This window comes from Bacillus sp. BR3(2024) (assembly GCF_039134555.1).
Classification (GTDB): domain Bacteria; phylum Bacillota; class Bacilli; order Bacillales; family Bacillaceae_G; genus Bacillus_A; species Bacillus_A cereus.
This window is the reverse complement of record NZ_CP152433.1, coordinates 3,399,901-3,425,521: the sequence shown is the minus strand read 5'-3', so window position 1 is coordinate 3,425,521 and position 25,621 is coordinate 3,399,901. Positions and strand designations below refer to the sequence as shown.

Genomic DNA, 25,621 nt, shown 5'->3' with positions numbered 1-25,621 from the left:
GTCTGTTTTAAGTGTGGAGCTTAAACAGGCTTTTTTACTTATATAATTGGATAGAGAATGCTAGAAGGAATATTACCAAGTGTATGATCTGTTTACATAATAAGGTTATGGTGGGTTAGTTGTCCTAAAATACAAGTCATATATCTTGTTTCCTCTCATAAATTTAAACATAGGAATTTGTCTACAAAGGTGGCGAAGCCTCATCATGAAAATCCGAATTTGTGCCACGTTCATGTTGTTTCTATTTATATGTTTACCTTTATCAGCTTTTGCAAAAGGAGAGGAGGCAAAGGAAAGGGTCGTTTCACTTGTATATGACGATTCGGGCAGCATGAGAAATAACGATCGCTGGAAATATGCCAATTATGCTTTGCAAAGTTTAGTTGCGCTATTGGATGAAAAAGATAAATTTTCTTACGTTCCAATGAGTAAGCCGAATGATCCATTAAACATTTCGTTAACGAAGGATAAAAGGCAAACAGAAATTGAGGGAATTGGAGCGTGGAAAACGTATTTAAATACTCCATTTAGCGCGGTAGAAACGGCGATGCAATCTATAAAAAAGGAAGCAGATATAGATGGAAAACGTGAATTTTGGCTTATTGTATTAACTGACGGGGCATTTAATGATTTAGAAAAAGATAAGGTTGGCGGAAAAGAACAAATTTTGTGGAAATTAGCCCAGTTTAAGAAAGAAATGGATGCAAAAAAGATATCGTTACATCCAGTCTTAATTACGATGGAAGAAGATTTAGGACAACAAGAAAAAGAACAACTAAATACGTTCAAGGAAATATGGAAGAAAGAGATAAATGGCGTTACGATGCCGTCAAGCGGAGAAGATGGCATTGTAAAAAGTGTAAATCAAGTGGCAGCATTAGTTGCAAATCGTGATCCATTCTCCTCTGTTGAATCGATTGTAAAAACGAAAGTAGTGGGGAAAAGAGTAGAGATTACAACACCATTTCCGTTAAAGCGTATGACGCTTGTACGACAATCGCCTTCTCTGCCCGATTATCAAGTCACACAAATTTCTAAACCATTACAATTACAATCTTCTTTTTCCATACATGCACCAGGAGAAGCAAAATTGTTCGGAAATATAGTTCATATAAGTACGGAAAATGAGGAAGTTATTAAACCAGGAACTTATACGATAGAAGTGGACCAGGACATTGAGAAAGAAGGACTACAAGTATTAGTTGAACCAGCGCTTAATTATACGGTTTCTACTTATGACAAAGATGATAGTAGTCAAAAAAATGTAGAGAAAATGTACGAAGGTGTTACTGCTGTTATTGAAGCAAAGCCTACGGAGTTGCCAGTTCAGTCTTCTTACTTTCAGGCAGAAGTAGAAATAGATGGAAAACAATATGCAATGAAGTGGAACGATAAAAGGCATGTGTTTTATTACGAAACGAAGCTTGGTAAAGGATTAGTACGCGGGAAAGTTCATATGAATATAAAGGGGTTTTATAGACAGACGAAAGAATTTAAAATTGAAACAGCTGAGAAACCGAAATTATCACTTCAAACTGTTACAAAAGATTATGAAGAAAAAGTGACAAATTTAGAGAATAGTAAACCATTTGTTTTACAACCACAGTTAGATGGTAAGTTAATGACAGAAGAAGCTGTAAAAAAACTATTAAAATCTACTGGTGTCACATCTAAACAATCAATCAATTATGAAATAAAGCAACATGGAAATCAAATCTATGTTTATCCTCGTCCCTATTACTCCGACACATTTAATTTTACAGATACCGGCACCGTAGAAGCTACCATCGTAATGCAGGATTCAAAGTTACAAGAAGTAAAGAAAAACATAACATTCCATATTCAAGATGCTCCGTTTTATGAAAAATATGCGCTTATTTTTAAGTTTGTCATTCCTATCACTTTATTACTGCTAGTAGTAGGAATCATTGTTTTAGGATGGATTGTTCGGCCAAGATTTCACCGGAAAGCACTACTGTATTATGAATGGGATCAAGAGGTAGCGAAAGATTGGCTATATCAATCTGAACCAGAATTACTTCGAAATAAATGGTGGAACCATTATTTTGGTATCCCATTTAGAGCAGAAAGAAAAACCGTGCAATCCGTTACGTTTATAGCGAAGAAAGGTTCGAAATCTGTCTTTGTAGCGAAAGAATCACAAGTAGTTGGAATGATTATTGATGGAATGTTTATAGCAGAGGATGAAGTAGGAATGGAACATAAGACACTATATCCAAATGAACTTTTACTAATTGATAGGGGATATGGTAAAGAGATTTACAAGTACGAATGTGAATAGTAGGTAGGGATAAGAAGGGGATGGAGTATTGATCCTCTTTCCCTTTTTTCAAACAAGCAAGAATAGGAAGGTGGTTCACATGACATTACAAGTTCCAACAATATTAATTGGTTTAGGTGGAATCGGTAGTACTGTGACGCATCAAATATATGAAAAACTGCCTGAAGAGCGCCGGAAAAAGGTAGCAATGCACGTATTTGATACAGATGTGAATACATTAAGTAAATTCGATCATATTCGAAAGTTTAAGACACAAACAAGTTCTAGTAAAACGCCTAGGGAGTATATTGCGGGAGATCCAACGATCCCAGAGTGGTTTCCGATGGATCCGACTATACTTGATAAACCATTAACAGAAGGAGCAGGACAGTTACGCGTCATTTCACGTTTAGCGTTACGTGCTGCGATGAAAGAAGATAAATTGACGTCTTTTTGGCAAGAAATCGAGAAAATTTTTCCGGTTACAAGTGATCAAACGGAATATGGTGTGCGTGTTATTATAGTAACATCACTAGCAGGCGGAACAGGTTCAGGGATGTTTCTGCAAATTGCTTTATATTTACGTGAAATGCTTCGGAAGAAATTACAGCATCATAACATTTTAATACGCGGTGCGTTTTTAATGCCGGATGTTTTAGTAAAGACGAGAACGGTTAGCGCGAAAGAATTTGAAACGGTGCAAGCAAATGGCTATGCATCGTTAAAAGAATTACATGCTATTACGCTCGGGTCTACTGGAGAATTATCAAAACGCGGCGGTGTAACAATTGAATTAGAGTATCGCCCTGATCAAGTAGATGAAGACGGAAGAACGAATCATACAATTAAACAACATCATTTACCGTACAATTATTGTTTCTTATACGATTACGAAAACCTACATGGACACCATTTACACAATTTATCAGACTATATGGAACAGATGGCAAATACAATTTATTTACAGTTATTTAGCCCGATGTCCACAAGTCATTTTGCACAGGAAGACAATCAAATTCAGCAATTAGCAGAATCAAGCGGAAAAGGACGATATTGCGGGGCAGGAACAGCAAAACTCATTTATCCATATGAACATGTGTTAAAATATTGTGCTTTAAAATGGGCTGTGCAAGGTTTAGATGAATCGTGGCTTCATTTAGATCAACTGTTTCAAGAGAAGAAGCAAAGATACGATCAAGATGTAAAACGTGGGATGCAACGTGAAAAGCCGGAGAGAGGTAAAAGTTATTTAGAGGACTTGGAGCATCTTGCTACCCGTCCAGAGCAAGCTCATATTTTCTATAGACAAATGTACAATGAAACACGTGAAGGAGCAGAGGGTGGTAAGCTCGGAGTTGCGAAATCAAAACTGTTTTTAGAAGCTGTAGAAAGTTATGTACAACGAACGGTGCAAAAAGATGAGGAATTAAATCGTCTGCAACATGAGTGTAAAATTTCAGCTACGAAACTGAAAATGATGGAACAAATGAAGGGTGAAGTGGCAAGAGTGGATCATGCGGTTCGTTTATATGCGTATGCGATTCCGAGCCGGGTACATGAACATGTAACGACACTTTTATATGACATGATTGAATCAGACCGCTTTTCACCAAGTGGTTCTGAAGGGCAGTCCTATCAATTAAATACATGGTTTTTAAAGAAAACAGATCCCGTTCACCCAGTAGCAGCACGTTTTATGTTATATGAAATTCGAAAGCAGTTAGTAGAAAAAATGAATCGACTACATGAAAATAATGAACAAAAGCGTAATGTAATTCAAAATTACGATAAAAAATTTAATGTGGGTAATATTGATGGAACGGTAACGGCTGTACGCCGAGTAGAAATTGCTCAACAACAAGGCTGGTTCGGAAAAATGATTAATAATCAGCAACGTTTATTCAAAAGAGAATTTGAAGACATCGTAACGCAATATGTACACAAATTAAATGAATATCGAAAAGAAATGCTATTAGAACTTGTATATCAATCGCTATATCAAGCAGTTAATAAAATGATTCAATATTGGGAAAGATTTTTTGATAATTTACATGAAACACGTGAAAATTTACTGTTTGAAATCCAAAAGCGCAGTAAGGAATTTGAAGGGAAAACAAACCCGACGAATGTATATGTATTAGCTGAGGAACAGCTGCAAGAAAAGATATGGCAAGATATGCAGCAACATTTAAATTTAGGTGTACTACCGAAAGATATATCAGCGGAAATTTATATGAGTTTGTACGGGGAATATTGTCGTGATGCGAAAACAGAAGAGATTCAGTCGAAAAAGGTAGAGGATTTCTACCGAGAACATATACTGAGCTATTGTTATGACGAACTGCAAGTACGCTATCGTGATAAATTAGAACTGAATATTATTGAAGCGTTGCGAAAAGAAGCAGATTATAAGAAACGTGATCGCGATGAATACGTTCGTGAAAAAATTGAAGACCTGTTCCATTTAGCGAGTCCATTCGTTCCGAAAGTTGCTCATCATAGGGAATTACAATATTGGGGTATACATCCTTCTTTAAAGAAAGAGTTGCAAGAGGAATTAATTCAAGAAATGTTTAAAGAAAAAGATACAGTACATGAAGCCTTTTCGCCATTTGAAGTGATCTGTTATCGAGCGCATTACGGCTTATCGCTGCAAGACTTTCCTAAATTATCATCAGGACATATTTCAAATGGATTTATGAATGATAAAGGTGACTATTTCCAATCGTATTATCGCCGTGTAAACAAATTAAATAGTAAAAAATCTAGTTTAACGCCGCATTTAGATAAGTATTGGCACTTACCAGCCTTTATGCCAGATTTAAACGCGACTCAAACAAAATTAGATTATGATAAATGTAATCGTGCATTACTATACGCATATATGTATCGCTGGATTAGTTTAGTTGCTGTTGATGGACAGTTTGTGTATCAATATAACGGTGTAGGCCGTAGCTTTTTAATTCAGTCGATGGGGAAAAATATTTCAAGCGAAAGTTATAAATTACACAGAGCGTTGCTTCATAATCCGTTTATTTATGAAAACATCTTGTCACGATTTGAAGAAGAGCAAGAAAAGGCGATGATACAAGGTGGACATTTATATACACATCCGTTCGTATTAGGAGCCCAAGATGTAAGATGGCTTAGAAAAGAACATGTCCACAATCTTTTAGATATGATTTTAATGTATGACCGTGAAGCGAAGTATGATCCGACGTTAGAAGAAACATCAGATGAATTATTAAGACTATTCCTTGATGAAATCGAGTTGTATTTCCAGAACTATTACGGTACAGGTGCCGATATGGTGGCAAAGAAAGAGAAAGAAATGTTTATTAAACAATTGTGGGATCGCTCGCATGCAAAAGGATATGTAGATCCAAATAGCGCTCCGTATAAAAAATGGCAAAATTTATTAGGTGTTCAAGATGAAGAAGAAACGTCAAAAACGAATGTATAATGAATGAAAAGGGAATCCTTAAAAGTGGCAATACAACTTTAGAAAAGAGGGATTCTGATGCCGTTTTTAGGAAGTGTATATCAAATATTTGGGTTATATCCGGAACTTTATTATGGGATGATTTCAGCGGAGCTGCAAGAGGAAGCTCAGAAGGAGCATCTTGAAAATAGTAGTGCAGAAGCTGAAGCGGAAGAATAAAAAAAGTGCAGATGAAAATCTGCACTTTTTTGTTAGTATTAAAATGGTAAAATAACCTCAAATGAATTATTATTTTTAAATAATAATTCATTTGAGGTTATTATGATTTTCATTGCATTGTATGCAATGAAAATTGTATGAAAATCAATGTAATAAAATGTGTATGAATATTAAGGTGGAAAACAACAATGTTTTTGAGAAAATAATTATGTATAAAAATAACATTTGATACATAATCAACCGATTATTTTTGATTGATTTATTATTGACAATATAATTAATTGTATGATAAATTCAATCAGCATTCTTAATGGTTTTTTGGTACGATTAATATTTTGAAAATTCAATACGGTATAAAGAGATTGATTTTTCTGTTTTTTTTGAGGTGGGTTACTAAGTCTATAGGGAAGTGAACTATGTATATTTTTATTTTTAAAATAGAACAGTAATAAAGAATGTAACAAGTAAGAGATAAACTTGAAAAAGAGGTTTCAAAGAATGAGTCTTTTCATAAAGAAAGCAATGGATGAAGAAAAGAAAAAAGTATTGAATCAAACTTTAGGAGCGATTGATCTAACTCTTTTAGGGATTGGAGCAATTATTGGTACAGGTATTTTCGTATTAACTGGTATTGTAGCAGCGAAACATGCTGGTCCGGCGATTGTATTATCTTTTGTATTAGCGGCAATTATATGTGCATGTGTAGCTTTCTGTTATGCTGAATTTGCATCTACAGTTCCAGTTTCGGGAAGTGTATATTCATATACATATATGACACTAGGTGAGATTTTTGCATTTATAGTTGGCTGGTGTGTTATGCTGGAGTATTTATTAGCGACTTCTGCGGTTGCAGCAGGCTGGTCAGCATATTTTCAGTCATTGCTACTAGGTTTTAATATTCACATTCCTACGATTTTTGCTTCGGCACCAGGAATGGGGAAGGGTGGAATCATTGATTTACCAGCAGTTCTTATTATTTTAGTTGTTACATTTTTATTAAGCCGTGGTGCAAAAGAAAGTGCACGAATAAATAATATAATGGTTATTATTAAACTGGCTGTTATTGTAGGGTTTATTGTTGTAGGGACACAATATGTAAGACCAGAGAATTGGCAACCATTTCTACCGTTTGGTTTTCACGGTGTGGTAGGAGGCGCTGCTACTGTATTTTTTGCTTTTTTAGGATTTGATGCAGTTGCAACAGCCGCAGAAGAAGTGAAGCGTCCACAACGTAACGTGCCAATTGGGCTACTTGTTTCCTTGTTCATTTGTACGGTTCTATATGTAGGTGTTTCATTCGTGTTAACTGGAATGGTTCCGTTTACGGAATTAAATGTTGCTGATCCGGTTGCATATGCGTTGCGCACTGTAGGAGAAGATAGAATTGCTGGGTTGTTATCGGTGGGAGCGATAGCAGGGCTAACAACAGTTCTGTTAGTAGCTATGTTTGCATTTGTTCGTGTATCTTACTCGATGAGTCGAGATGGATTGTTACCAAAAAGACTTTCAAGTGTCCATAAACGTTTACAAACTCCATTTTTTAATACATGGGTTACAGGTATACTAGCAGCTTTATTAGCGGGATTAGTGGATTTGAATTTATTAGCTAATTTAGTGAATATGGGAACGATAACAGCATTTGTGTTTGTATCTATAGCTGTCATTGTATTAAGAAAGACACATCCTAATATGAAGAGGCCATTCCGTGCTCCTCTAGTACCTTTTTTACCTATCGTTTCGATAGTAAGTTGTATATATTTAGCTTTGAACCTTTCTAAGCTTACTTTAATTAGTTTTGTGGCATGGATTATAATAGGTGTTTTCATATATTTTGTATATGCTAAAAAACATAGTAATGTTAGAAATAGAAATAAAGTATAGTCCATTGAAATAATACTTGTAATGGAAATGAAAACACGCTACTTATTCATATAAGAACAAGTAGCGTGTTTTTTCTATTTAATAATCCCATTTTCTAAAATTTTAATAGTTGGTGCCACTTTCACATTAGCTTTTGAAAAGGCACTCGGCCAATCATCTTCGACTTGTTTCCATTCTTTATATTGAAACGCTCTCGCATAATCACCAAATCCGAATGGATCAAGTTGCTGTTTTTGAATGTTGTGGATTAAATCGTTCAAATCTTTGTTTAGTTGTTTTGTAATAAGAGAAGTTAATTTCTTTCTATCTTTGTCTATATCCATATTGAATGTAAGTTCAGAGACAGCAATTTTTAAATCCATTTTAACATGAAATTTGAAGTGGTTATCGCTATAATCTGTATGGATATCACGATTCATGCTAAGAACATTTATTGTTACGAAATCGCCGCCATCGGTATCTTTTAAATCACTATTACTTTCAACTGAAGTAGAAGGGATTTTCAATGTAAGTGAAACCGGTGTATTCGCTTTCTTTTGTAACAAAAGAAGAAGGGCGCTTTCATAACGATTTAATGACATTTTATAAATTCCGCGAGAAGTTAATAGCGCGGAACCAGTAACGATAACATCCTTTTTACCTTTTTTTATTTCTGAAATAGCAGGTGTTATACCTTTATTAAACGTTTGCCTGTGAAATTCATGGAATGTCGTAAAAACGGTCCGATTGTACAGTTTGTTCGTATTAATTAAATCTGTTAAATACTCGGGAAGGGCAGGCTTATCTTTAAAGTTATTATATATAACTGAAGAAATTGGACCGTCTACTGCAACCATGCGCATGTTTCCAGTGTTTTTAGGATCACGATACCAAACATCAAGGTAAGGCATAGCCCCTTCTTGTTTTAAAAAATTTGTGCTAAATAAAATGAGCTGTAACTTTTCTGTAGATACTAAACCGCCACTTGAACTATTAAACGTTGCTTTTGCTTCTCGAGGTGTACGTACTTTCGCTTCATGTGTTTCGTACTTTTTTTCTACGTCTTCATTAAAAATAGGATTCACGTGGTACACAATTAATTTTCCTTTTGCTTTTGCGTCAAAGCCGTAAATTAATGAAATCGATTGTTTTTCTAAGTCGAGTCGATCTCCGCAGCCTGTTAAAAAGGTTATGAGAAAGTAAAGTATAGTGAAATGAATAAAGCGCCACATTTAAACTCTTCTCCTTTTCCAATGCTGATAAAGTGTCATGTATAAGAGAAATACGACTGGGAATAGAAAAACGATAAAATAACTAGCAGTTCCCCAAAATTCCCGCAACGCACTTATCTGATAAGAAGAAGGGATATAAAAGAATAAGATGAAAATACACCCGAATAATAAAACATAAATAGGTAATGAACTGCCTTTTTTGTTAAGAAATTGATTAATTCCATCTGAAGCAGTGAAAATATAAGGAATACAGGAATCAAAAATAATAAAGAGATAAAATGACAAAAAGATAATTTCAAATCGCTCAAGAAATGAGAAGTGAAACGGTGTAACAAGAGAAAGAGTCGGCCATAAAAACTTTGTTATACCATCTGGACTAAAATAAACAAAAGAGACAAAGGTGACTTGAAGATAAATAAATAGCGTAATCAAATTCGCAAGAACAATTCCTTTTTTTGCAGATGATTTATTACTGAGATAAGGATAAAGGACAAATGCAAACTCAAATCCGAGAAACGCAATGATAGTTGATTTTACTGTGTTTAAAACTGGTATCCAGCCTTCTTTAAGAAGAGGAAGAAGATAAATCCAATGCCCATCTTTAAGCGGAATAAACAATAGAAAAGGCATCCATAGCGTGAAAAATACAGTGAAAACAGCGTAGCGACTTATAATAAGAACGCCTTTACATGCTAGCATTAACATTGGAATAGATAGTAAAATCATAATTAAAAACATTGGAGTTCTAGGTAAAATCCAAATGTGAATAACGTATAAGAGGGAAAAAATTAAGGAAATAGCTGCAAGGACAGCATATAAAATCCAAAAAATCATTCCTACTCTTCCTAGCCACTTCCCAAGATAACGAGTTAGCACATCGAGTAAAGTATATCCAGGATGCTTTTCCATAATTTTCACAATACATAAACTGACTAAAGTAGTGAGAGCACATCCAATAATAATAGACATCCAGCCATCTGTATTTGCCCCTTGTGCAACTTCACGCGGAAGTGTAAGGACACCGAATCCTACTTGAACACCACTAATCGTTAAAATGTATTGAAATAAACTAATCTCCCTCTTTGCACGTTTTGTCACTTATTATCCTCCTTTTCCTCAACATCTCTTTGCCGGTTATCTTGTTTTAATTGTAGAGATAGTGGCCGTTTCTTCATAATTTTCCATGGGAAACGTACAAGGGTATCTTTTAAATCCGAAGCAAATAACGGAGAAAACGGACTACCATAAGGAACACCGAGAGATTCCATAGAAAGTATATGAATAATAATGATTGCCATCCCAACCATAATGCCAATGACACCAAATAAAGAGGCAATTATCATCATTGGGAATCGAAGAAGGCGAATTCCTGCAGACATTTCTAGGTTAGGGATGATGAAAGAAGCGACTGCAGTAATAGATACGACGATAACCATAACATTACTTACTATTCCTGCTTGAACTGCAGCTTGTCCAATGACAATCCCTCCTACGACGCCAATGGTTTGTCCAACGGGACCAGGAAGCCGAACTGCAGCTTCGCGGAGCATTTCAAGTACTAATTCCATCAAAAGTGCTTCTAATATAGGAGGAAAAGGAATTTTAGCTCGAGATTCTCCAATTGTTAACAATAATTTAAGTGGAATCACTTCATAATGAAAGGAAATCATAGCAATATAAAGAGCAGGAGCAAAAATTGCAATAAATAATCCAGTGAAACGAAGTAATCGTATAAAAGATGGAATCATTGGCCTGAAGCTGTAATCATCTATCGTCTGAAAAAAAGCTGAAAAGGTCATGGGTCCAATTAATACGCCTGGTGAACGATCTACAACAACAGCAATTCGCCCATCTAGAATATGATGTGCTGTTGTGTCAGGGCGTTCAGTTATTGATAATTGCGGAAAGAGAGTAAAGGAATTATCTTCAACAAACCCCTCTAATTCACCAGTAGTAAGAATCGCATCCACTTTTACTGATTCGATACGGGATGCCATTTCTTTTACGACATCTTCGTCCGCAACATCTGCTAGATAAAGCAAAAAAACCTTTGAAGTAGCTCGTTCACCAACAGTGAATTCCTTCACTTTTAATTCGCGATTTGGAATATATCGACGAATAAGTGCAAGGCTGTCGCTCGCTACTTCATTAAATCCTTCGTGTGAGCTTTTTATGGAGCTCTCTGTTGTAGGTTCTTCGATGCTCCTTTTTGGTGCCGCTTGCGTATCAAGCTCTAAAGCGGATAGTTGTCCGTTTATAAATAAAATACTTTTGCCGTGTAAAAGAGATTGTTCAATGTCTGTCCACTGCTCAATCTTTTTAATATTTCCGATAGAAACAGAGGCTTCCCAAAAATCGTCTTCATTCCACTCTTTAAATAAGAGAGGGCGAAGAATGTTTACGTTAATAACCGTTTTGTCTACAATTCCTTCCATATATATAAGTGCAGCTTCCTGTCCATTTTTTAATGGAAAAGTGCGTGTTATTAATTCTGGAATACCGCTAAACAGTTTGGACAAGTGCTTTAAATTAAGGGGAAGGGAAGAAGAAATAGATTTATTTAATGCGTAATCAGCTTGCTCTTGGGTAGAAAAAGATTTTTCACCACGAATCCATTTATTAAAAGACCCCATTTGTTCGCCTACTCCTTGTTATGTTTTATCCCGATTGGTGAGGGCTGATAATCAGTGGGGGATGAAGAAAATTCCCCACTGATTAAAGTTTCACTTTATATGGGTTATTATGGATAATTCCAAGCTGACATATGCGTAGTTTAAATTTTATATTGTATATTTTTAACTTTAACGCTATAATTATAGTGTTAAAGATGGAATCGTGATATGACCTGTTATGACTCTATCGTTTTATTTATGAATAAATGGATTGGTATTTTAGCAAGATGTGCTAATAAACTACTCCACCATGATAATAACGTGCCGAAATGTGGTGCGTATATTTTCGTGGTGGAGTTTTTTTATTCTCAAAAAGGGGGAAAGACCATGAATAACAACATGGTTCATATTACAATTGACGGAAAAAAGTATACAGCGGAGCCCGGTTCAACGATATTGGGTGTTATTAATGAGAACGGGATTGAACATCCGCAAATTTGTTACGTGCCAGAAGTAGATCCTATTCAAACATGTGACACTTGTATTGTAGAAGTTGACGGAAAGTTAACGCGCTCTTGTTCGACAGTAGTGACGGAAGGTATGAATATTGAACGTAATTCTACTCGTGCGAAAGAAGCACAAACAGAAGCGATGGATCGGTTACTAGAAAATCATTTATTATACTGTACAGTATGTGACAACAACAATGGGAACTGTAAACTGCATAATACAGCAGAATTAATGGAAATCGAACATCAAAAATATCCTTATGAACCGAAAGTAGATGTAAGTGAAGTTGATATGACGCATCCGTTTTATCGCTATGACCCTAATCAATGTATTGCATGTGGTCAATGCGTTGAGGTGTGTCAAAATTTACAAGTAAATGAAACGTTATCGATAGACTGGGAAGCTGAGCGACCACGAGTGATTTGGGATGAAGGAGTAAATATTAATGATTCTTCATGCGTGAGCTGTGGTCAATGTGTAACGATTTGCCCTTGTAACGCTTTAATGGAAAAAACGATGCTCGGTGAAGCTGGATTTATGACGGGATTAAAACCAGATATTCTTGAACCAATGGTAGATTTAATTAAAGAAGTTGAGCCTGGATATAGCGGTATTTTTGCGGTATCAGAAGTGGAAGCGGCCATGCGTGATACTCGTACGAAGAAAACGAAAACAGTATGTACATTTTGTGGTGTAGGGTGTTCATTTGAAGTGTGGACGAAAGGACGTAAAATTCTTAAAGTACAACCTTCTTCTGATGCACCAGTTAACGCAATTTCTACTTGTGTCAAAGGAAAATTTGGTTGGGACTTCGTAAATTCTAAAGAACGAATTACGAAACCTTTAATTCGTAAAAATGGAACGTTTGTTGAATCTACATGGGAAGAAGCATTGAATGTAGTTGCAAATAAATTAGGCGCTATTAAAGAAGAGTACGGTAAAGGTTCTATCGGATTTATTTCTTCCTCTAAAATTACAAATGAAGACAATTATGTAATTCAAAAATTAGCTCGACAAGTATTTGGAACGAATAATATTGATAACTGCTCACGTTATTGCCAATCACCAGCAACGGATGGTTTGTTCCGTACAATTGGTATGGGCGGTGATGCCGGAACGATTAAAGATATTGCGCAATCTGGTCTTGTTATTATTGTAGGATGTAATCCGACAGAAGGTCATCCTGTTCTAGCTACACGTATTAAACGTGCACATAAATTACACGGACAAAAGTTAATTGTAGCTGATCTTCGTAAAACCGAAATGGCAGAGCGATCAGATGTCTTTATTAGTCCAAAACAAGGAACAGATCAAGTTTGGTTAATGGCTGTTACGAAATATATGATTGATCAAGGTTGGCATGATCAGGAATTCATTAATGAGAATGTAAACTTCTTTGAAGATTTCAAAGAAAGCCTAGAGGAATATACACTTGAATATGCAGAAGAAGTAACAGGCATTTCAAAAGAAACGCTTATTCAAATGGCTGAAATGATTCGTGATGCAGATGGTACATGTATCCTTTGGGGTATGGGGGTAACGCAAAATACAGGTGGTTCTGATACTTCCGCTGCAATTTCAAACTTACTTCTTGCAACAGGGAACTACCGTCGTCCAGGAGCAGGCGCATACCCACTTCGAGGCCACAATAACGTACAAGGTGCTTGTGATATGGGTACTTTACCAGGATGGCTTCCAGGATATCAGCACGTTACTAACGAAATGGAACGTGCGAAATATGAAACTGCTTACGGAGTGAAAATTGATAGTGAACCAGGTCTTAATAATATCGAAATGCTTCACGCAATTGACGAAGGAAAAATGAAAGCAATGTATCTTGTCGGAGAAGATATGGCTCTTGTAGATTCTAATGCAAATCATGTACATGAAGTGTTATCGAGCCTTGATTTCTTCGTTGTGCAAGATGTTTTCCTTTCTAAAACTGCTCAATATGCAGATGTTGTATTACCAGCAGCGCCATCTCTTGAGAAAGAAGGTACTTTCACAAATACAGAGCGCCGTGTCCAAAGATTATATCAAGTTCTTCCTACGCTAGGAGATGCGAAACCAGACTGGTGGATCGTCCAGGAAGTTGCGAATAAACTAGGTGCAAACTGGAATTATAGCCACCCAAGTGAAATCTTTGCTGAGATGGCAAGTTTATCACCATTGTTCTCGCAAGCGAACTATGAAGTGCTTGAAGGATGGAACAGTTTCCATTGGGGAAGTTTTGATGGAACGAATACACCACTTCTGTTCCAAGACGGATTTAACTTCCCAGATAAAAAGGCTCGTTTTGCGATTGCTGACTGGGTACGTCCAGCTGAATTTCCAGCTGAGTTTGACCTTCACATTAACAACGGTCGTATGCTTGAGCATTTCCATGAAGGGAATATGACAAATAAATCAACAGGTATTCAAACGAAAGTACCTGGTGTTTTCGTTGAAATCTCTCCAGACCTTGCAAAAGAACGTGGCGTAAAAACAGGTTCGTTAGTTCGTCTTGTCTCTCCTTTTGGAGCATTAAAATTACGTGCACTCGTTACAGATCGTGTAAAAGCGAATGAGTTATATTTACCGATGAACTCTACAGATAACGAAACGGCAATTAATTTCTTAACAGGTCCTGCTGTGGATGTACGTACGAATACACCTGCGTATAAACAAACAAAAGTGCGTATGGAAGTATTAGAAGTTGATGGCGAAAATCCGATGCCAAAAGCGAACCCACGCAATAAAAAACGTCACCCTCAAGCTGGAATTGAGGTACATCGTAAGTGGGCACGTCCAGGGTATGTGCATTTAACGGATAAGTAGGAGGAGAAAACTATGGCTGCACCTATAAAAATGATTCAAAAACAAGAATTAACTGAGGAAGAAATAAAACAGCAAAAGTTAGATGATTTAAAAGAGCTTCTAACTAATAATGAAGAAGCTCTAAATCAGATGTTTAATATAGTAGGGGAATTAAATGACATTGGAATGCTAGAAGCTGCAAATTCAATGCTAAAAGCGAAAGAACCAATTGCGAAAATTGTTCTAGGTCAAGTAACTCGTGAGCCTGTTACAAATTTAATTAATAATATGATGGGCGCTGCAGGTGCGTTAACTGAACTTGACCCAGAACTTACGAAAAAGCTTATAGGTAGTTTATTAGTCGGGCTAGAAGAAGGTAATGAACATCTAGAAAGTAATAAAAAAGTAGGGGTATTCGATCTTATGAAAGTATTGAAAGACCCAGATATTAACCGTGCTATCGGGTTTGGGCTTCATTTCTTAAAAGGTATGGGGAAAGGGTTAAAAGACGAATAAACTTCATGAAGTGAACCTTTCCGCCCAAATATTTGTAGGAAATAGTTTGGGCGGAAGGCTCATTTTGGTAAAATATATAATAGAGTAAAATGAGGCTTTTGGGAGGTATAATTGTATGTCAAAAAAAGTACATGAATTTAATGATATGATACGAAAACTTCGAAAGGAACTTTTCGGAAAAGGACCAGAACGAATTCATACTGTTTTTGCGGAAAATATGGCTATAGCGACTCTTTATGGAAACTTAACACCTACTGAAAAATTTATTTCAAGTACGATGGACGGTGCGGAAATGGTTCATATGGCTAGAACGAAAATGATTCAAGAAGTGTATGCTGCGAATTCCCGTGAACATTTGGAGGAACTTGTTGGAGCGAAATTAGTGAATTTGTTTTCAGATATGAAAGTAGAAGAAGATATTGCAGTTTCTGTATTTGTTTTTGATAAAAATATAACGTGAGAGAAGGATACTGATCGTGAAACCGATACAGGTAGAAAGAGAAATCTTTCGTTATGAACAAGGAGCATTTAAACATATAGAGGACAGCATTGTAACAGAGTTTCCTGTCACCATTAAAATGAACGGACAGGAGTTTGTTACAATGGTTAGTACTCCAGAATATATAGAAGATATGGTAATAGGCTTCTTGGCGTCTGAAGGAATCATTCGGAAGTATGAAGACATTGATAGTGTATGGGTGCAGGAGAAAGAAGGATTTGTGCATATAACAACGACAAAAGTAAATCCGTATTATGAACAAATGCAAAATAAACGCTATATTACGTCTTGTTGTGGTATGAGTAGGCAAGGGTTTGTTTTTGCAAATGATGCACTAAGTGCAAAAAAAATGAAGGGTGTCCATGTACAGGTTGCTGCCGATGATTGTTTTCGGTTAATGAAAGAAATGCAGCAATCTGCGGATACGTTTCATCGTACTGGTGGGGTTCATAATGCAGCTTTATGTGATGTTAATGGTATTATTTTAAGCCGAATGGATATTGGTAGGCATAATGCACTAGACAAAATTTACGGTTATTGTTTAAGAAACGATATTTCTATAAAAGATAAAATCATTGTTTTTAGTGGTCGTATTTCTTCGGAAATATTATTGAAAGTTGCAAAAATCGGTTGTGAAATTATACTATCAAAATCAGCTCCAACTGAGTTAGCTTTGCAACTAGCGGAAGATTTAGGTATTACGACAATAGGATTTATTCGTAATCACTCCTTAAATGTATATACCCATCCAGAACGTGTTTTAAATATAAAATAAAAGTGAGGCAATGAAGATGAAATCAGTTACATTAGACAAGTTGCAACGTCCGTTAAAGGATTTACGTATTTCAGTTACTGATCGCTGTAATTTTCGCTGCCGATATTGTATGCCAGAAGAAATATTTGGTCCTGATTACTCGTTTTTGTCTAATGATAAAATTTTATCTTTTGATGAAATTGAAAGGATAACACGTATTTTCGTTTCTTTAGGTGTGAGAAAATTACGGATTACAGGCGGAGAACCGTTACTTCGAAGAGGGCTTCCAAAGCTTATTGAGCGCCTTAATAAAATTGATGGTGTAGAAGATATCGGTTTAACAACCAATGGATCGTTACTTAAAAAGTTTGCTCCTGATTTATATAAGGCGGGACTATCACGTGTAACAGTTAGCTTAGATTCCTTAGAAGAAGAGCGGTTTTTCTATTTAAATGGTAATAGGAGCAAAGTGCAAAGGGTTCTGGAAGGAATACAGGCTGCAGCTGAAGTTGGAATGAAAATTAAAATAAACATGGTCGTTCAAAAGGGAAAAAACGAACAGGACATTTTGCAGATGGCGCAATATTTTAAGGAAAATAAGCATATTCTTCGTTTTATTGAGTATATGGATGTTGGAAATTATAATGGTTGGGATTTAAAAGAGGTCGTCTCTAAACAAGAAATAGTAGATACGATTCATCAAGTTATGCCGTTAGAACGGATAGAAGCAAATTATTCTGGTGAAGTGGCTACTAGGTATCGTTATATAGGAAGCGATGAGGAAATAGGTATTATTTCATCAGTAACAGATTCTTTTTGCTCATCATGTACGAGAGCTCGTATTTCTGCAGAAGGAAAATTATATACTTGCTTATTTGCTTCTAAAGGAAATGATTTAAGAGAATTGCTTCGTTCTGAACATACAGATGAGGACATTACAGATGCAGTACGCGATATATGGAATAATAGGGAAGATCGTTATTCAGATGAACGCTTAAATCATACAAATAAGAAAACAATACCTAAAATTGAAATGTCACATATCGGTGGTTAATATATATAGCTAGCGTCATAGTGAAAAATGGAAAATTTACAAGAGTTGTGGATTTTCTATTTTATAGTAAAAGTGATGATTGATATCTCTGTAAAAGATGTGCAGAGAAATTAAGCAGCATTCAAAAACCTTTATTTTGAGGAGGTTTTTTGAAGCTGCTTTTTTATTTGGAGAAAATGGAGGAATGGGTAATGGCATTTCATAAGCCGGAACAAATTGCTGAGCTTGTCATTGAGGCCGGTGTTCAAAAAGTAAGACAGACATTGCCAGCGATGCTTATTCTCGGTTTTTTAGGAGGAGCGTTTATTGCGATAGGTTTTTTACTTAACATTCGAGTTTTAGGGAATTTACCTGAGCGCTGGGGAAGTCTAGTGAATGTTTTAGGAGGAGCAGTATTTCCTGTTGGACTCATGCTCGTAGTATTAGCAGGAGGAGAATTAATTACGGGAAATATGATGTCACTGTCTATGGCGCTTTATGCAAAGAAAATTACATTGATAAGTGTACTGAATAACTGGGTTTGGATTACTCTCATGAACTTTATTGGGGCAATTTTCGTTGCGTATTGCTTTGGACATCTTGGCGGATTAACAGAGGGAGAGTATTTAAATAAAACGGTAGCGATAGCGGAAGGGAAGTTACATGAATCATTTGGGAGAACTTTGATTTTAGCAATTGGTTGTAATTGGCTCGTTTGTCTTGCTCTTTGGCTCGCTTACGGGACGAGTGATTTTGTTGGGAAAATCATCGGAATTTGGATTCCAATTATGGCATTTGTAGTGATTGGATTTCAGCAAGTAGTAGCAAATATGTTTGTCATTTCCGCTGTTATTTTTGCTGGTCATCTAACGTGGATGGATCTGGCTAAAAATTTTGTTCCTGTTTTTATCGGAAATGTAATTGGAGGAGCTGGGTTTGTTGGTTTTGCTTACTTTGCTTGTTATCAGAAACAACATTCTAATATGAAATAGAGTTCTTGAGAGGAAGGGTATGTAATGGCTGATCGGTATTCACGACAACAGTTGTTCAAACCAATTGGGAGTAAAGGACAAGAAAAAATTCGAAATAAACATGTGTTAATTGTAGGGGCAGGCGCATTAGGAAGTGCAAGTGCCGAAAGTTTCGTACGTGCAGGTGTTGGCAAGTTGACGATTATTGATCGTGACTACGTTGAATGGAGTAATTTACAAAGGCAACAATTGTACTCTGAACAAGATGCGAGAGAGAAAATGCCGAAAGCAATTGCTGCAAAAAATCGGCTAGAACAAATTAATTCGGAAGTACAAATACATGCTTTCGTAATGGATGCAACTTCAGAAAATATGGAAGGTCTATTAAAAAATGTAGATGCAATCATTGATGCAACAGATAATTTTGATATTCGATTTGTAATAAATGATTTATCACAAAAACATAATATTCCGTGGGTATATGGTTCTTGCGTTGGATCATATGGTATGAGTTATATAATTATTCCGCAAGAGACACCGTGTTTACATTGTATGCTGAAAAACATCCCTGTTACAGGTGTGACGTGTGATACCGCTGGAATTATTAGCCCGACTGTTCAAATCGTCGCAGCATATCAAGTGGCAGAAGCGCTCAAAATTTTAGTGGAAGATTTCTCAGCAATTAGAAAAACATTTTTCATGTTTGATATATGGAGTAATCAAAATCATTTTATAAAATTAGGGAAAATAAAAACAGACGCTTGTCTCTCATGCGGTTTGAATCGAACTTATCCTTATTTATCATACGAAAATCAAACGAAAGCAGCTGTTTTGTGCGGAAGAAATACAGTTCAAATTAGAACAGTAGACAATAGGAAATACAATTTTGATGATATAGAAAAAGTATTAAAAAAACTGGGAAAAGTAGATCGGAATCCGTATTTACTATCTTGCCAATTCGATGATTACCGCATCGTTTTTTTTCGGGATGGTCGTGTTTTTATTCATGGTACAAATGATATTTCGAAAGCGAAACAACTATATTATCGCGTATTCGGTTAATAGAGAGGGTGTCAACAATGGAAAGAAGAGTGCCAATTACGGTTGAAGAAGCTGTTCGTAAAGTGATGGGATTTGCTGATAAGGGCTTAAAGGAGCTATTACCAATTGAATTAGCTTATGGACGTATATTAGCAGAGGATTTAGTAGCTGATCATGATGTACCGTCATTTAATCGTTCGCCGTATGACGGATTTGCTATTCGAGCAGAAGATACTAATTTAGCAAGTTATGAAACGCCAGTTGTATTTGAAGTAGTGGGTGAAATTGGTGCAGGATCGCTATTCCTTGAGAAAGTAGGTCCATTTCAAGCAGTTCGAATTATGACAGGAGCACAAATTCCGAATGGGTGTGATGCGGTTGTTATGTTAGAGCTGACTCGTCAATATGAGAAGAATGGCAACAATTATATGGAAGTGAAGCGATCATTCAAAACGGGCGACAATATTTCTTTTCAAGGTGAAGATGCTCGTAAAGGAACAGTTCTTGCAAAGAAGGGATTGTACATTAATCCAGGTATTTCAGCTCTTCTTGCTACATTCGGTTATAGTGAAGTACCAGTTGCGAGAAAGCCTGTAATTGGACTGTTAGCGACTGGGAGTGAATTACTGGATGTCAATGATTCATTACAGCCAGGGAAAATCCGAAACAGTAATACGTACATGATATTGTCTCAAATTCGAAGAGCGGGCGGAAGAGTAAAATATTTTGGGAAGTTTAGTGATGATTTTAATACGTGTTTTACAGCTGTGAAAGAAGCGCTTGGCCAAGTAGATATGTTAATTACAACGGGCGGTGTATCAGTAGGAGATTATGATTACTTACCAGCTATTTACGAAAAGTTAGGTGCATCTGTTCTTTTTAATAAAGTTGCAATGCGACCAGGAAGTGTTACGACTGTAGCACAATTAAATGGCAAGTTATTATTTGGTTTATCAGGGAATCCATCAGCTTGTTACGTAGGGTTTGAATTATTCGTAAGACCGTGTATTCGGACGTATATGTTTAGTGAAAAAGTACATTTAAAAAGAGAAAAAGCGTTATTAGGAGAAGATTTTCTAAAACCGAATCCATTTACAAGATTTGTACGAGCAAAATTGCAATATGATGAGGGGAAATTAATCGCTTATCCATCAGGGTTTGATAAATCTAGCTCAGTTTCTTCATTGGCAGAATCAAATGCGTTTATCGTATTGCCGGGCGGGACAAGAGGATATAAAAAAGATATGTTTGTTGATGTTCTATTATTAGAAGATAACGAAGGTAGTGAATGGCCTTGGACATTTCATAAAGTGAGAGGTGGTTCTAATGAGACAAGCGCTATTTGAGATTGTAGATAAACCGATTTTAGTTGAAGAAGTAACGAATAAAGTCGCAAGAAGGGAAGCAGGTGCGATTACAACATTTATTGGTACGGTGAGAGAATTAACAAAAGGAAAACGAACGCTACATTTAGAGTATGAAGCATATAAACCGATGGCAGTAAAACAACTTATGAGAATTGGTGAAGAAATTAGTGAAAGATGGCTGGATGCAAAAGTAGCAATTACGCACCGTGTAGGGCAGCTAGAAATAATGGATATTGCGGTAGTCATTGCAGTTTCATCACCGCATCGTAAAGTAGCTTATGAAGCGAATGAGTACGCGATTGAACGTATAAAACGAATCGTTCCAATTTGGAAAAAAGAATTTTGGGAAGATGGAACGATGTGGGTTGGAGATCAACTTGAAAACACACCTTATCCAGAAGGAGAACCAAAGAAGGAAGAATGAGAAAATGATTACAATTTTACTGTTTGCAAATTTGCGTGAGGAAGTTGGATCGGATCGATTAGTAATTTCAGAAAAGCAAGAAATGACAGTGCAGCAATTAAAAGAATGGCTCAAAGCCAGCTATTGTTTACAATCGCTGGATAAAGTGATGGTGGCTGTTAATGAAGAGTTTGTAATGAATGAAGAGATGATAAAAGCCGGAGATATAGTCGCATTAATCCCACCCGTTAGCGGGGGATAATAAGCTTTTTCACCAGATGAAGCGCCAAGAAGATGTTGTATATAAATTAGAATAAGAGAAGGGATGAGTTCCATGCTTACTCAAGAACAAATAATGAATGCATTAAAACATGTAGAGGACCCAGAGTTACACAAAAGTGTTGTAGAATTAAATATGGTTAGAAATGTACAAATGAACGGAACAGAGGTTAACCTTGAAGTAGTACTAACAATCCAAGGTTGTCCGTTAAAAGCAAAAATTCAACAAGATATTGAAGAATCACTTCACGCAATTGGTGCTTCTAAAGTGGATGTAACATTTGGTTCTATGACACAAGAAGAACGTGCAGCTTTAACAGAGAAGTTAAAGAAAAATACTAGAACAGAAACTGGTATGCCGAGCATGCTTCGCCCGGATTCAGGAGTACGTTTTATTACTGTAACGAGTGGAAAAGGCGGAGTTGGAAAATCAACGGTGACAATTAATCTTGCAACTGCACTAGCTCGTATGGGCAAGAAAGTGGGGATATTAGATGCAGATATATATGGTTTTAGTATTCCAGCTATGATGGAAACGAATACGAAACCAACGATGATTGATCAAACGGCAATTCCAGTCATTAGTCACGGTGTTAAAATCATGTCGATGGGATTTTTTACAGAAGGAAATAACCCAGTTATGTGGCGCGGACCGATGCTAAATAAATGGATTCAAAATTTCCTTGCGAATACGCACTGGGGAGAATTAGATTATTTATTACTTGATTTACCACCAGGTACAGGAGATGTTGCGATTGATGTTGCAGCGATGATTCCGCAAGCGAAAGAAATAATTGTTACAACTCCGCACAATGTAGCTTCATTCGTTGCTTCAAGAGTCGGTGTAATGGCAAAACATACGAAGCATGAGATTTTAGGTATTGTGGAAAATATGGCTTATTATGAAGAGCAAGATGGATCGAAAAATTATCTCTTCGGAAAAGGCGGCGGCGAAATGCTTGCAGAACAATTGCAAACAGAAGTAATTGCCAAAATACCTTTTGCGAAACGTGAAGAAAATAATGGTTCATCTGTATATGATGAAGATTCTCTTGTTGGAGAAGTGTTTACATCGTTAGCTGAGGATATTATTTATAGAGGATAGAGGGGGAAGTTTAGTATGGCATGTAACATTGATCATTCTATTGAAGATGTGATGAATAAGCTTGAAAGTCAAAAGAATTTTTTACCTGAAGGGATCTTTAAAGAGTTAAAGAGTTTTTTGCAAGGTATTCATTCACAGAAATTATTAAATGATGTTTTTCACCTCCTAAAAAAGTATGATTTAGTCAGTGAGGAAGAACGAGAGACGAGAAACGCACAATTGTTGTACATTTTGAATTAAGTACTCTTTGGCTTTCGAATTTTTTCAGAAGGGGTGAATGTGATGGATATGAAAAAGATGATTGAAACGATAGAAGTAACTAGAGTGACTGACGAGGAATTATCGATTTCGAATTTACATCCAAAGCTTGTGAAGTTGTATAGTCAAAAAGATAGTGCAGAGTATACGAAGCTATTAAAATATATTTTATCATTATCCGTACAGCTGAAGCTGAATCTTGTATTGAAATATTTTGGTGTACGTCCCATTGTTGCTGTAGACGAGCGGGTGCAATTTCAAGAAATATTTAAATGCTTAGCTAAGAAAGATGAGAATGGGGAATGGTTTCTAAATTTTGTTTCTTTATATGTAGGGCTAATTGTAGTTCTTCGTTTTGATGAGAAAGTGATTGAGAGCAATTTTTTTGATGATATGGTAGTGGATGAATGTAATGAAATATAAGATTCTGCTCATAACATTTTTCTATATTAAATGCTTTAACTGCGATTTTAGTTGGTTATGTAAATATGAGGGTAACTAATTAAGAAAAAGGAATGAAACTAGTTGGATAAAAAGAGTTCTTCAGTTGTTTCCGTCGTTTTTTCGTGTTACTATTAATCGAATTTTTCATAAGGAGAGAAAGCGATGAAATGGATTTATTTTCTTATTATTAACGTTATAGCTTTTAGCCTTATGGGGCTTGATAAACGAAAAGCAAAGAAGAAACAGTGGAGAACGCCAGAAAGTACGTTGTTTTTATCGGCGGCAGCTGGAGGAGCAGTTGGAGCTTGGATCGGCATGTATATGTTTCATCATAAAACTCATAAAAAGAAATTTGTTTTCGGCATACCGTTACTTGTTGTAATAACGGTATGTTTATTATTCGTTGTATGAGAAATGTCGAAAGAAATGCAGATTGATTATTGGTAAAGTGAGCATGTGAGACCGTATAATGGAGAAAAAATGAGAAGAGGAGAAAAAGGAAGATGGGGAGTCAATCAGCAGAGCAAAAAAAAGGGATACTATACGCGGCTGGTGCTTACACGATGTGGGGAATCCTACCGATTTATTGGAAATGGGTTGAGGAAGTTCCAGCAGATGAAATATTAGCACACCGCATCGTTTGGGCGTTTGTTTTTATGTTACTCGTATTAGGTGTTACGAAGAGGTTTCGTCAGTTTATTGGGGAATTTGTGAATCTTTTTAAACGACCTAAATTATTAATGTCATTAACAATAGCTTCAGTCTTGATTAGCGGAAACTGGTTTGTTTACATATGGGCCGTTAATCATAATCATGTTATTGAAGCGAGTCTTGGCTATTATATTAATCCGCTTATTAGTATTTTACTTGGTACAGTCGTTTTAAAGGAAAAGTTAAACTTCTGGCAATATGTTGCAGTTGGTTTAGCTGGAGTGGGGGTTATCATTTTAACAGTGCGTTTCGGATCTATTCCGTGGGTTTCTCTTTCACTTGCCTTTTCATTTGGATTATACGGATTAACGAAAAAACTGTTAAACTATGATGCTACAATTGGACTTACGATGGAAACGATGTTAGTGACACCGCTTGCAATCATTTACCTTGTTATGACAGGCGCCCATGGTTTCGGCTCATTTGGATCTATTTCAATGTTATCGACATTACTATTAATAGGAGCAGGTATTGTTACAGCTCTACCACTTTTTTATTTTGCAAAAGGAGCCCAACTTATTCCGCTTTATATGGTAGGTTTTTTACAATATATTGCACCAACAATTAGCTTAATTTTAGGTGTATTCGTATTTGGTGAACATTTCACATCTACTCATATGATTGCATTTTTCTGTATATGGGTTGCATTATTTGTATTCTCGGTAGCGAAGACTAAGTTTTTAGTGCAGAAACAACCGAAATTTATAAAAAATAAATCAGCAAAAGTATCATAATGCGTAGTATTTTCTACGCATTTTTCTTTATACTTATATTATATAGAATTTCCATTATAGTCAGTAAGGAGCTGAGAACATGGAAACAATTTTACATAATGATCCGCTTATGGCAGCTGTAATTTCATGGTTTTTAGCACAATTAACGAAAGTAGTCTTCAAATTAGTTAAAACAGGTGAATTTGATTTTGCAAAGTTTTTTGCTTCAGGTGGGATGCCAAGTTCTCATGCTTCAACAGTTACAGCGCTTGCTACAGGAGTTGGAGTAGTGGGAGGTGTGGAAAGCTCGATGTTTGCGGTTGCTACAATTTTTGCCATTATTGTTATGTATGATGCTTCAGGAGTAAGGCTTGCAGTAAGTAAACAAGCAAAAATATTGAATGATTTTTTTCACGGTAGAGAAACAGAATATAAGAAGTTAAATGAACTTGTTGGGCATACACCGTATGAAGTAGTAGTCGGTGCTTTATTAGGGATTATTGTCGGAGTAGGGTATTGTTTATGAGCAGAACATTTTATATGTTCTGCTTTTCTTTGTTTTTATACATATTCAG

23 protein-coding genes are annotated in these 25,621 nt (G+C 36.1%); 20 read left to right on the top strand and 3 right to left on the bottom strand.

The annotated features are described in order from the left end of the window. Nucleotides 1–205 precede the first annotated feature (205 nt). The 4 genes from V7S45_RS17510 to V7S45_RS17495 all read left to right on the top strand — a co-directional run bounded on the left by V7S45_RS17510 (nucleotide 206) and on the right by V7S45_RS17495 (nucleotide 7,823). Nucleotides 206–2,302, top strand: a complete 2,097-nt coding sequence (locus V7S45_RS17510) for a vWA domain-containing protein (protein ID WP_000702069.1) — start codon at nucleotides 206–208, stop codon at nucleotides 2,300–2,302. Nucleotides 2,303–2,381: 79 nt separating this feature from the next. Continuing rightward, nucleotides 2,382–5,744, top strand: a complete 3,363-nt coding sequence (locus V7S45_RS17505) for a tubulin-like doman-containing protein (protein ID WP_000175124.1) — start codon at nucleotides 2,382–2,384, stop codon at nucleotides 5,742–5,744. 57 nt (nucleotides 5,745–5,801) lie between these two features. Further along, nucleotides 5,802–5,942, top strand: a complete 141-nt coding sequence (locus tag V7S45_RS17500; RefSeq protein ID WP_001116192.1) for a hypothetical protein — start codon at nucleotides 5,802–5,804, stop codon at nucleotides 5,940–5,942. A gap of 498 nt (nucleotides 5,943–6,440) precedes the next feature. After that, nucleotides 6,441–7,823 (top strand): amino acid permease, encoded by a 1,383-nt coding sequence (locus V7S45_RS17495; protein ID WP_000051652.1) that lies wholly within the window; start codon nucleotides 6,441–6,443, stop codon nucleotides 7,821–7,823. Between the two features lie 74 nt (nucleotides 7,824–7,897). Here V7S45_RS17495 and gerSC read toward each other — a convergent pair whose 3' ends face one another. Genes gerSC through V7S45_RS17480 form a run of 3 tightly spaced genes read right to left on the bottom strand, consistent with a single transcriptional unit; the run spans nucleotide 7,898 to nucleotide 11,667 of the window. Beyond that, nucleotides 7,898–9,034: a spore germination protein GerSC gene (gene gerSC, locus V7S45_RS17490; protein ID WP_025687015.1), complete on the bottom strand. Its 1,137-nt coding sequence runs from the start codon at nucleotides 9,032–9,034 to the stop codon at nucleotides 7,898–7,900. Continuing rightward, nucleotides 9,035–10,132 (bottom strand): endospore germination permease, encoded by a 1,098-nt coding sequence (locus tag V7S45_RS17485; RefSeq protein ID WP_000166517.1) that lies wholly within the window; start codon nucleotides 10,130–10,132, stop codon nucleotides 9,035–9,037. Beyond that, nucleotides 10,129–11,667, bottom strand: coding sequence for a spore germination protein (locus V7S45_RS17480; protein WP_025687014.1), 1,539 nt, complete (start codon nucleotides 11,665–11,667; stop codon nucleotides 10,129–10,131). Before V7S45_RS17480 ends, V7S45_RS17485 begins: the two co-directional genes overlap by 4 nt. 366 nt (nucleotides 11,668–12,033) lie before the next feature. Between V7S45_RS17480 and fdhF the strand changes: the two genes are divergently transcribed. From fdhF to V7S45_RS17400, 16 genes are all read left to right on the top strand, one after another. After that, on the top strand, nucleotides 12,034–14,973 hold the full coding sequence (fdhF, locus tag V7S45_RS17475) for a formate dehydrogenase subunit alpha (protein WP_025687013.1): 2,940 nt from the start codon (nucleotides 12,034–12,036) through the stop codon (nucleotides 14,971–14,973). A gap of 12 nt (nucleotides 14,974–14,985) precedes the next feature. Further along, nucleotides 14,986–15,468 carry a DUF1641 domain-containing protein gene (locus V7S45_RS17470; RefSeq protein ID WP_000729897.1) on the top strand — a complete coding sequence of 161 codons (483 nt, stop codon included), beginning with the start codon at nucleotides 14,986–14,988 and terminating at the stop codon, nucleotides 15,466–15,468. 115 nt (nucleotides 15,469–15,583) lie between these two features. Continuing rightward, complete coding sequence (locus V7S45_RS17465; protein ID WP_000039582.1) at nucleotides 15,584–15,928, top strand: DUF2294 domain-containing protein; 345 nt, start codon at nucleotides 15,584–15,586, stop codon at nucleotides 15,926–15,928. A 16-nt stretch (nucleotides 15,929–15,944) separates the two neighbouring features. Further along, nucleotides 15,945–16,742: a formate dehydrogenase accessory sulfurtransferase FdhD gene (fdhD, locus tag V7S45_RS17460; protein ID WP_000802683.1), complete on the top strand. Its 798-nt coding sequence runs from the start codon at nucleotides 15,945–15,947 to the stop codon at nucleotides 16,740–16,742. A 16-nt stretch (nucleotides 16,743–16,758) separates the two neighbouring features. Then, nucleotides 16,759–17,775, top strand: coding sequence for a GTP 3',8-cyclase MoaA (gene moaA / locus V7S45_RS17455; RefSeq protein ID WP_025687012.1), 1,017 nt, complete (start codon nucleotides 16,759–16,761; stop codon nucleotides 17,773–17,775). 191 nt (nucleotides 17,776–17,966) lie between these two features. Beyond that, nucleotides 17,967–18,746 carry a formate/nitrite transporter family protein gene (locus V7S45_RS17450; protein ID WP_000863998.1) on the top strand — a complete coding sequence of 260 codons (780 nt, stop codon included), beginning with the start codon at nucleotides 17,967–17,969 and terminating at the stop codon, nucleotides 18,744–18,746. Between the two features lie 24 nt (nucleotides 18,747–18,770). Further along, a complete protein-coding gene (locus V7S45_RS17445; protein WP_342761440.1) occupies nucleotides 18,771–19,787 on the top strand; it encodes a molybdopterin-synthase adenylyltransferase MoeB in 1,017 nt (338 codons plus the stop codon). A gap of 17 nt (nucleotides 19,788–19,804) precedes the next feature. Then, a complete protein-coding gene (gene glp / locus V7S45_RS17440) occupies nucleotides 19,805–21,112 on the top strand; it encodes a gephyrin-like molybdotransferase Glp (protein WP_342761439.1) in 1,308 nt (435 codons plus the stop codon). Next, nucleotides 21,093–21,557, top strand: a complete 465-nt coding sequence (locus V7S45_RS17435) for a molybdenum cofactor biosynthesis protein MoaE (RefSeq protein WP_342761438.1) — start codon at nucleotides 21,093–21,095, stop codon at nucleotides 21,555–21,557. The genes glp and V7S45_RS17435 overlap by 20 nt, the downstream gene beginning before the upstream one ends. Before the next feature lie 4 nt (nucleotides 21,558–21,561). Beyond that, on the top strand, nucleotides 21,562–21,798 hold the full coding sequence (moaD, locus tag V7S45_RS17430; protein ID WP_000628500.1) for a molybdopterin converting factor subunit 1: 237 nt from the start codon (nucleotides 21,562–21,564) through the stop codon (nucleotides 21,796–21,798). A gap of 72 nt (nucleotides 21,799–21,870) precedes the next feature. Beyond that, nucleotides 21,871–22,920 (top strand): P-loop NTPase, encoded by a 1,050-nt coding sequence (locus tag V7S45_RS17425; protein WP_342761437.1) that lies wholly within the window; start codon nucleotides 21,871–21,873, stop codon nucleotides 22,918–22,920. Nucleotides 22,921–22,935: 15 nt separating this feature from the next. Then, nucleotides 22,936–23,160 carry a hypothetical protein gene (locus tag V7S45_RS17420; RefSeq protein WP_000752375.1) on the top strand — a complete coding sequence of 75 codons (225 nt, stop codon included), beginning with the start codon at nucleotides 22,936–22,938 and terminating at the stop codon, nucleotides 23,158–23,160. Nucleotides 23,161–23,202: 42 nt separating this feature from the next. Then, nucleotides 23,203–23,601, top strand: coding sequence for a hypothetical protein (locus V7S45_RS17415; RefSeq protein ID WP_242555237.1), 399 nt, complete (start codon nucleotides 23,203–23,205; stop codon nucleotides 23,599–23,601). Nucleotides 23,602–23,784: 183 nt separating this feature from the next. After that, nucleotides 23,785–24,033: a DUF1294 domain-containing protein gene (locus tag V7S45_RS17410; RefSeq protein ID WP_000871349.1), complete on the top strand. Its 249-nt coding sequence runs from the start codon at nucleotides 23,785–23,787 to the stop codon at nucleotides 24,031–24,033. A 92-nt stretch (nucleotides 24,034–24,125) separates the two neighbouring features. After that, nucleotides 24,126–25,067: an EamA family transporter RarD gene (gene rarD, locus V7S45_RS17405; protein WP_000535539.1), complete on the top strand. Its 942-nt coding sequence runs from the start codon at nucleotides 24,126–24,128 to the stop codon at nucleotides 25,065–25,067. A gap of 79 nt (nucleotides 25,068–25,146) precedes the next feature. Further along, nucleotides 25,147–25,572 (top strand): divergent PAP2 family protein, encoded by a 426-nt coding sequence (locus tag V7S45_RS17400; protein WP_342761436.1) that lies wholly within the window; start codon nucleotides 25,147–25,149, stop codon nucleotides 25,570–25,572. Nucleotides 25,573–25,621 lie beyond the last annotated feature (49 nt).

Coding starts and splice junctions, on each gene's coding strand:
- V7S45_RS17510 (WP_000702069.1), top strand. CDS start 206: ATGAAAATCCGAATTTGTGCCACGTTCATGTTGTTTCTATTTATATGT.
- V7S45_RS17505 (WP_000175124.1), top strand. CDS start 2,382: ATGACATTACAAGTTCCAACAATATTAATTGGTTTAGGTGGAATCGGT.
- V7S45_RS17500 (WP_001116192.1), top strand. CDS start 5,802: ATGCCGTTTTTAGGAAGTGTATATCAAATATTTGGGTTATATCCGGAA.
- V7S45_RS17495 (WP_000051652.1), top strand. CDS start 6,441: ATGAGTCTTTTCATAAAGAAAGCAATGGATGAAGAAAAGAAAAAAGTA.
- gerSC (WP_025687015.1), bottom strand. CDS start 9,034: ATGTGGCGCTTTATTCATTTCACTATACTTTACTTTCTCATAACCTTT.
- V7S45_RS17480 (WP_025687014.1), bottom strand. CDS start 11,667: ATGGGGTCTTTTAATAAATGGATTCGTGGTGAAAAATCTTTTTCTACC.
- fdhF (WP_025687013.1), top strand. CDS start 12,034: ATGAATAACAACATGGTTCATATTACAATTGACGGAAAAAAGTATACA.
- V7S45_RS17470 (WP_000729897.1), top strand. CDS start 14,986: ATGGCTGCACCTATAAAAATGATTCAAAAACAAGAATTAACTGAGGAA.
- V7S45_RS17465 (WP_000039582.1), top strand. CDS start 15,584: ATGTCAAAAAAAGTACATGAATTTAATGATATGATACGAAAACTTCGA.
- moaA (WP_025687012.1), top strand. CDS start 16,759: ATGAAATCAGTTACATTAGACAAGTTGCAACGTCCGTTAAAGGATTTA.
- V7S45_RS17450 (WP_000863998.1), top strand. CDS start 17,967: ATGGCATTTCATAAGCCGGAACAAATTGCTGAGCTTGTCATTGAGGCC.
- V7S45_RS17445 (WP_342761440.1), top strand. CDS start 18,771: ATGGCTGATCGGTATTCACGACAACAGTTGTTCAAACCAATTGGGAGT.
- glp (WP_342761439.1), top strand. CDS start 19,805: ATGGAAAGAAGAGTGCCAATTACGGTTGAAGAAGCTGTTCGTAAAGTG.
- V7S45_RS17435 (WP_342761438.1), top strand. CDS start 21,093: ATGAGACAAGCGCTATTTGAGATTGTAGATAAACCGATTTTAGTTGAA.
- moaD (WP_000628500.1), top strand. CDS start 21,562: ATGATTACAATTTTACTGTTTGCAAATTTGCGTGAGGAAGTTGGATCG.
- V7S45_RS17425 (WP_342761437.1), top strand. CDS start 21,871: ATGCTTACTCAAGAACAAATAATGAATGCATTAAAACATGTAGAGGAC.
- V7S45_RS17420 (WP_000752375.1), top strand. CDS start 22,936: ATGGCATGTAACATTGATCATTCTATTGAAGATGTGATGAATAAGCTT.
- V7S45_RS17415 (WP_242555237.1), top strand. CDS start 23,203: ATGGATATGAAAAAGATGATTGAAACGATAGAAGTAACTAGAGTGACT.
- V7S45_RS17410 (WP_000871349.1), top strand. CDS start 23,785: ATGAAATGGATTTATTTTCTTATTATTAACGTTATAGCTTTTAGCCTT.
- rarD (WP_000535539.1), top strand. CDS start 24,126: ATGGGGAGTCAATCAGCAGAGCAAAAAAAAGGGATACTATACGCGGCT.
- V7S45_RS17400 (WP_342761436.1), top strand. CDS start 25,147: ATGGAAACAATTTTACATAATGATCCGCTTATGGCAGCTGTAATTTCA.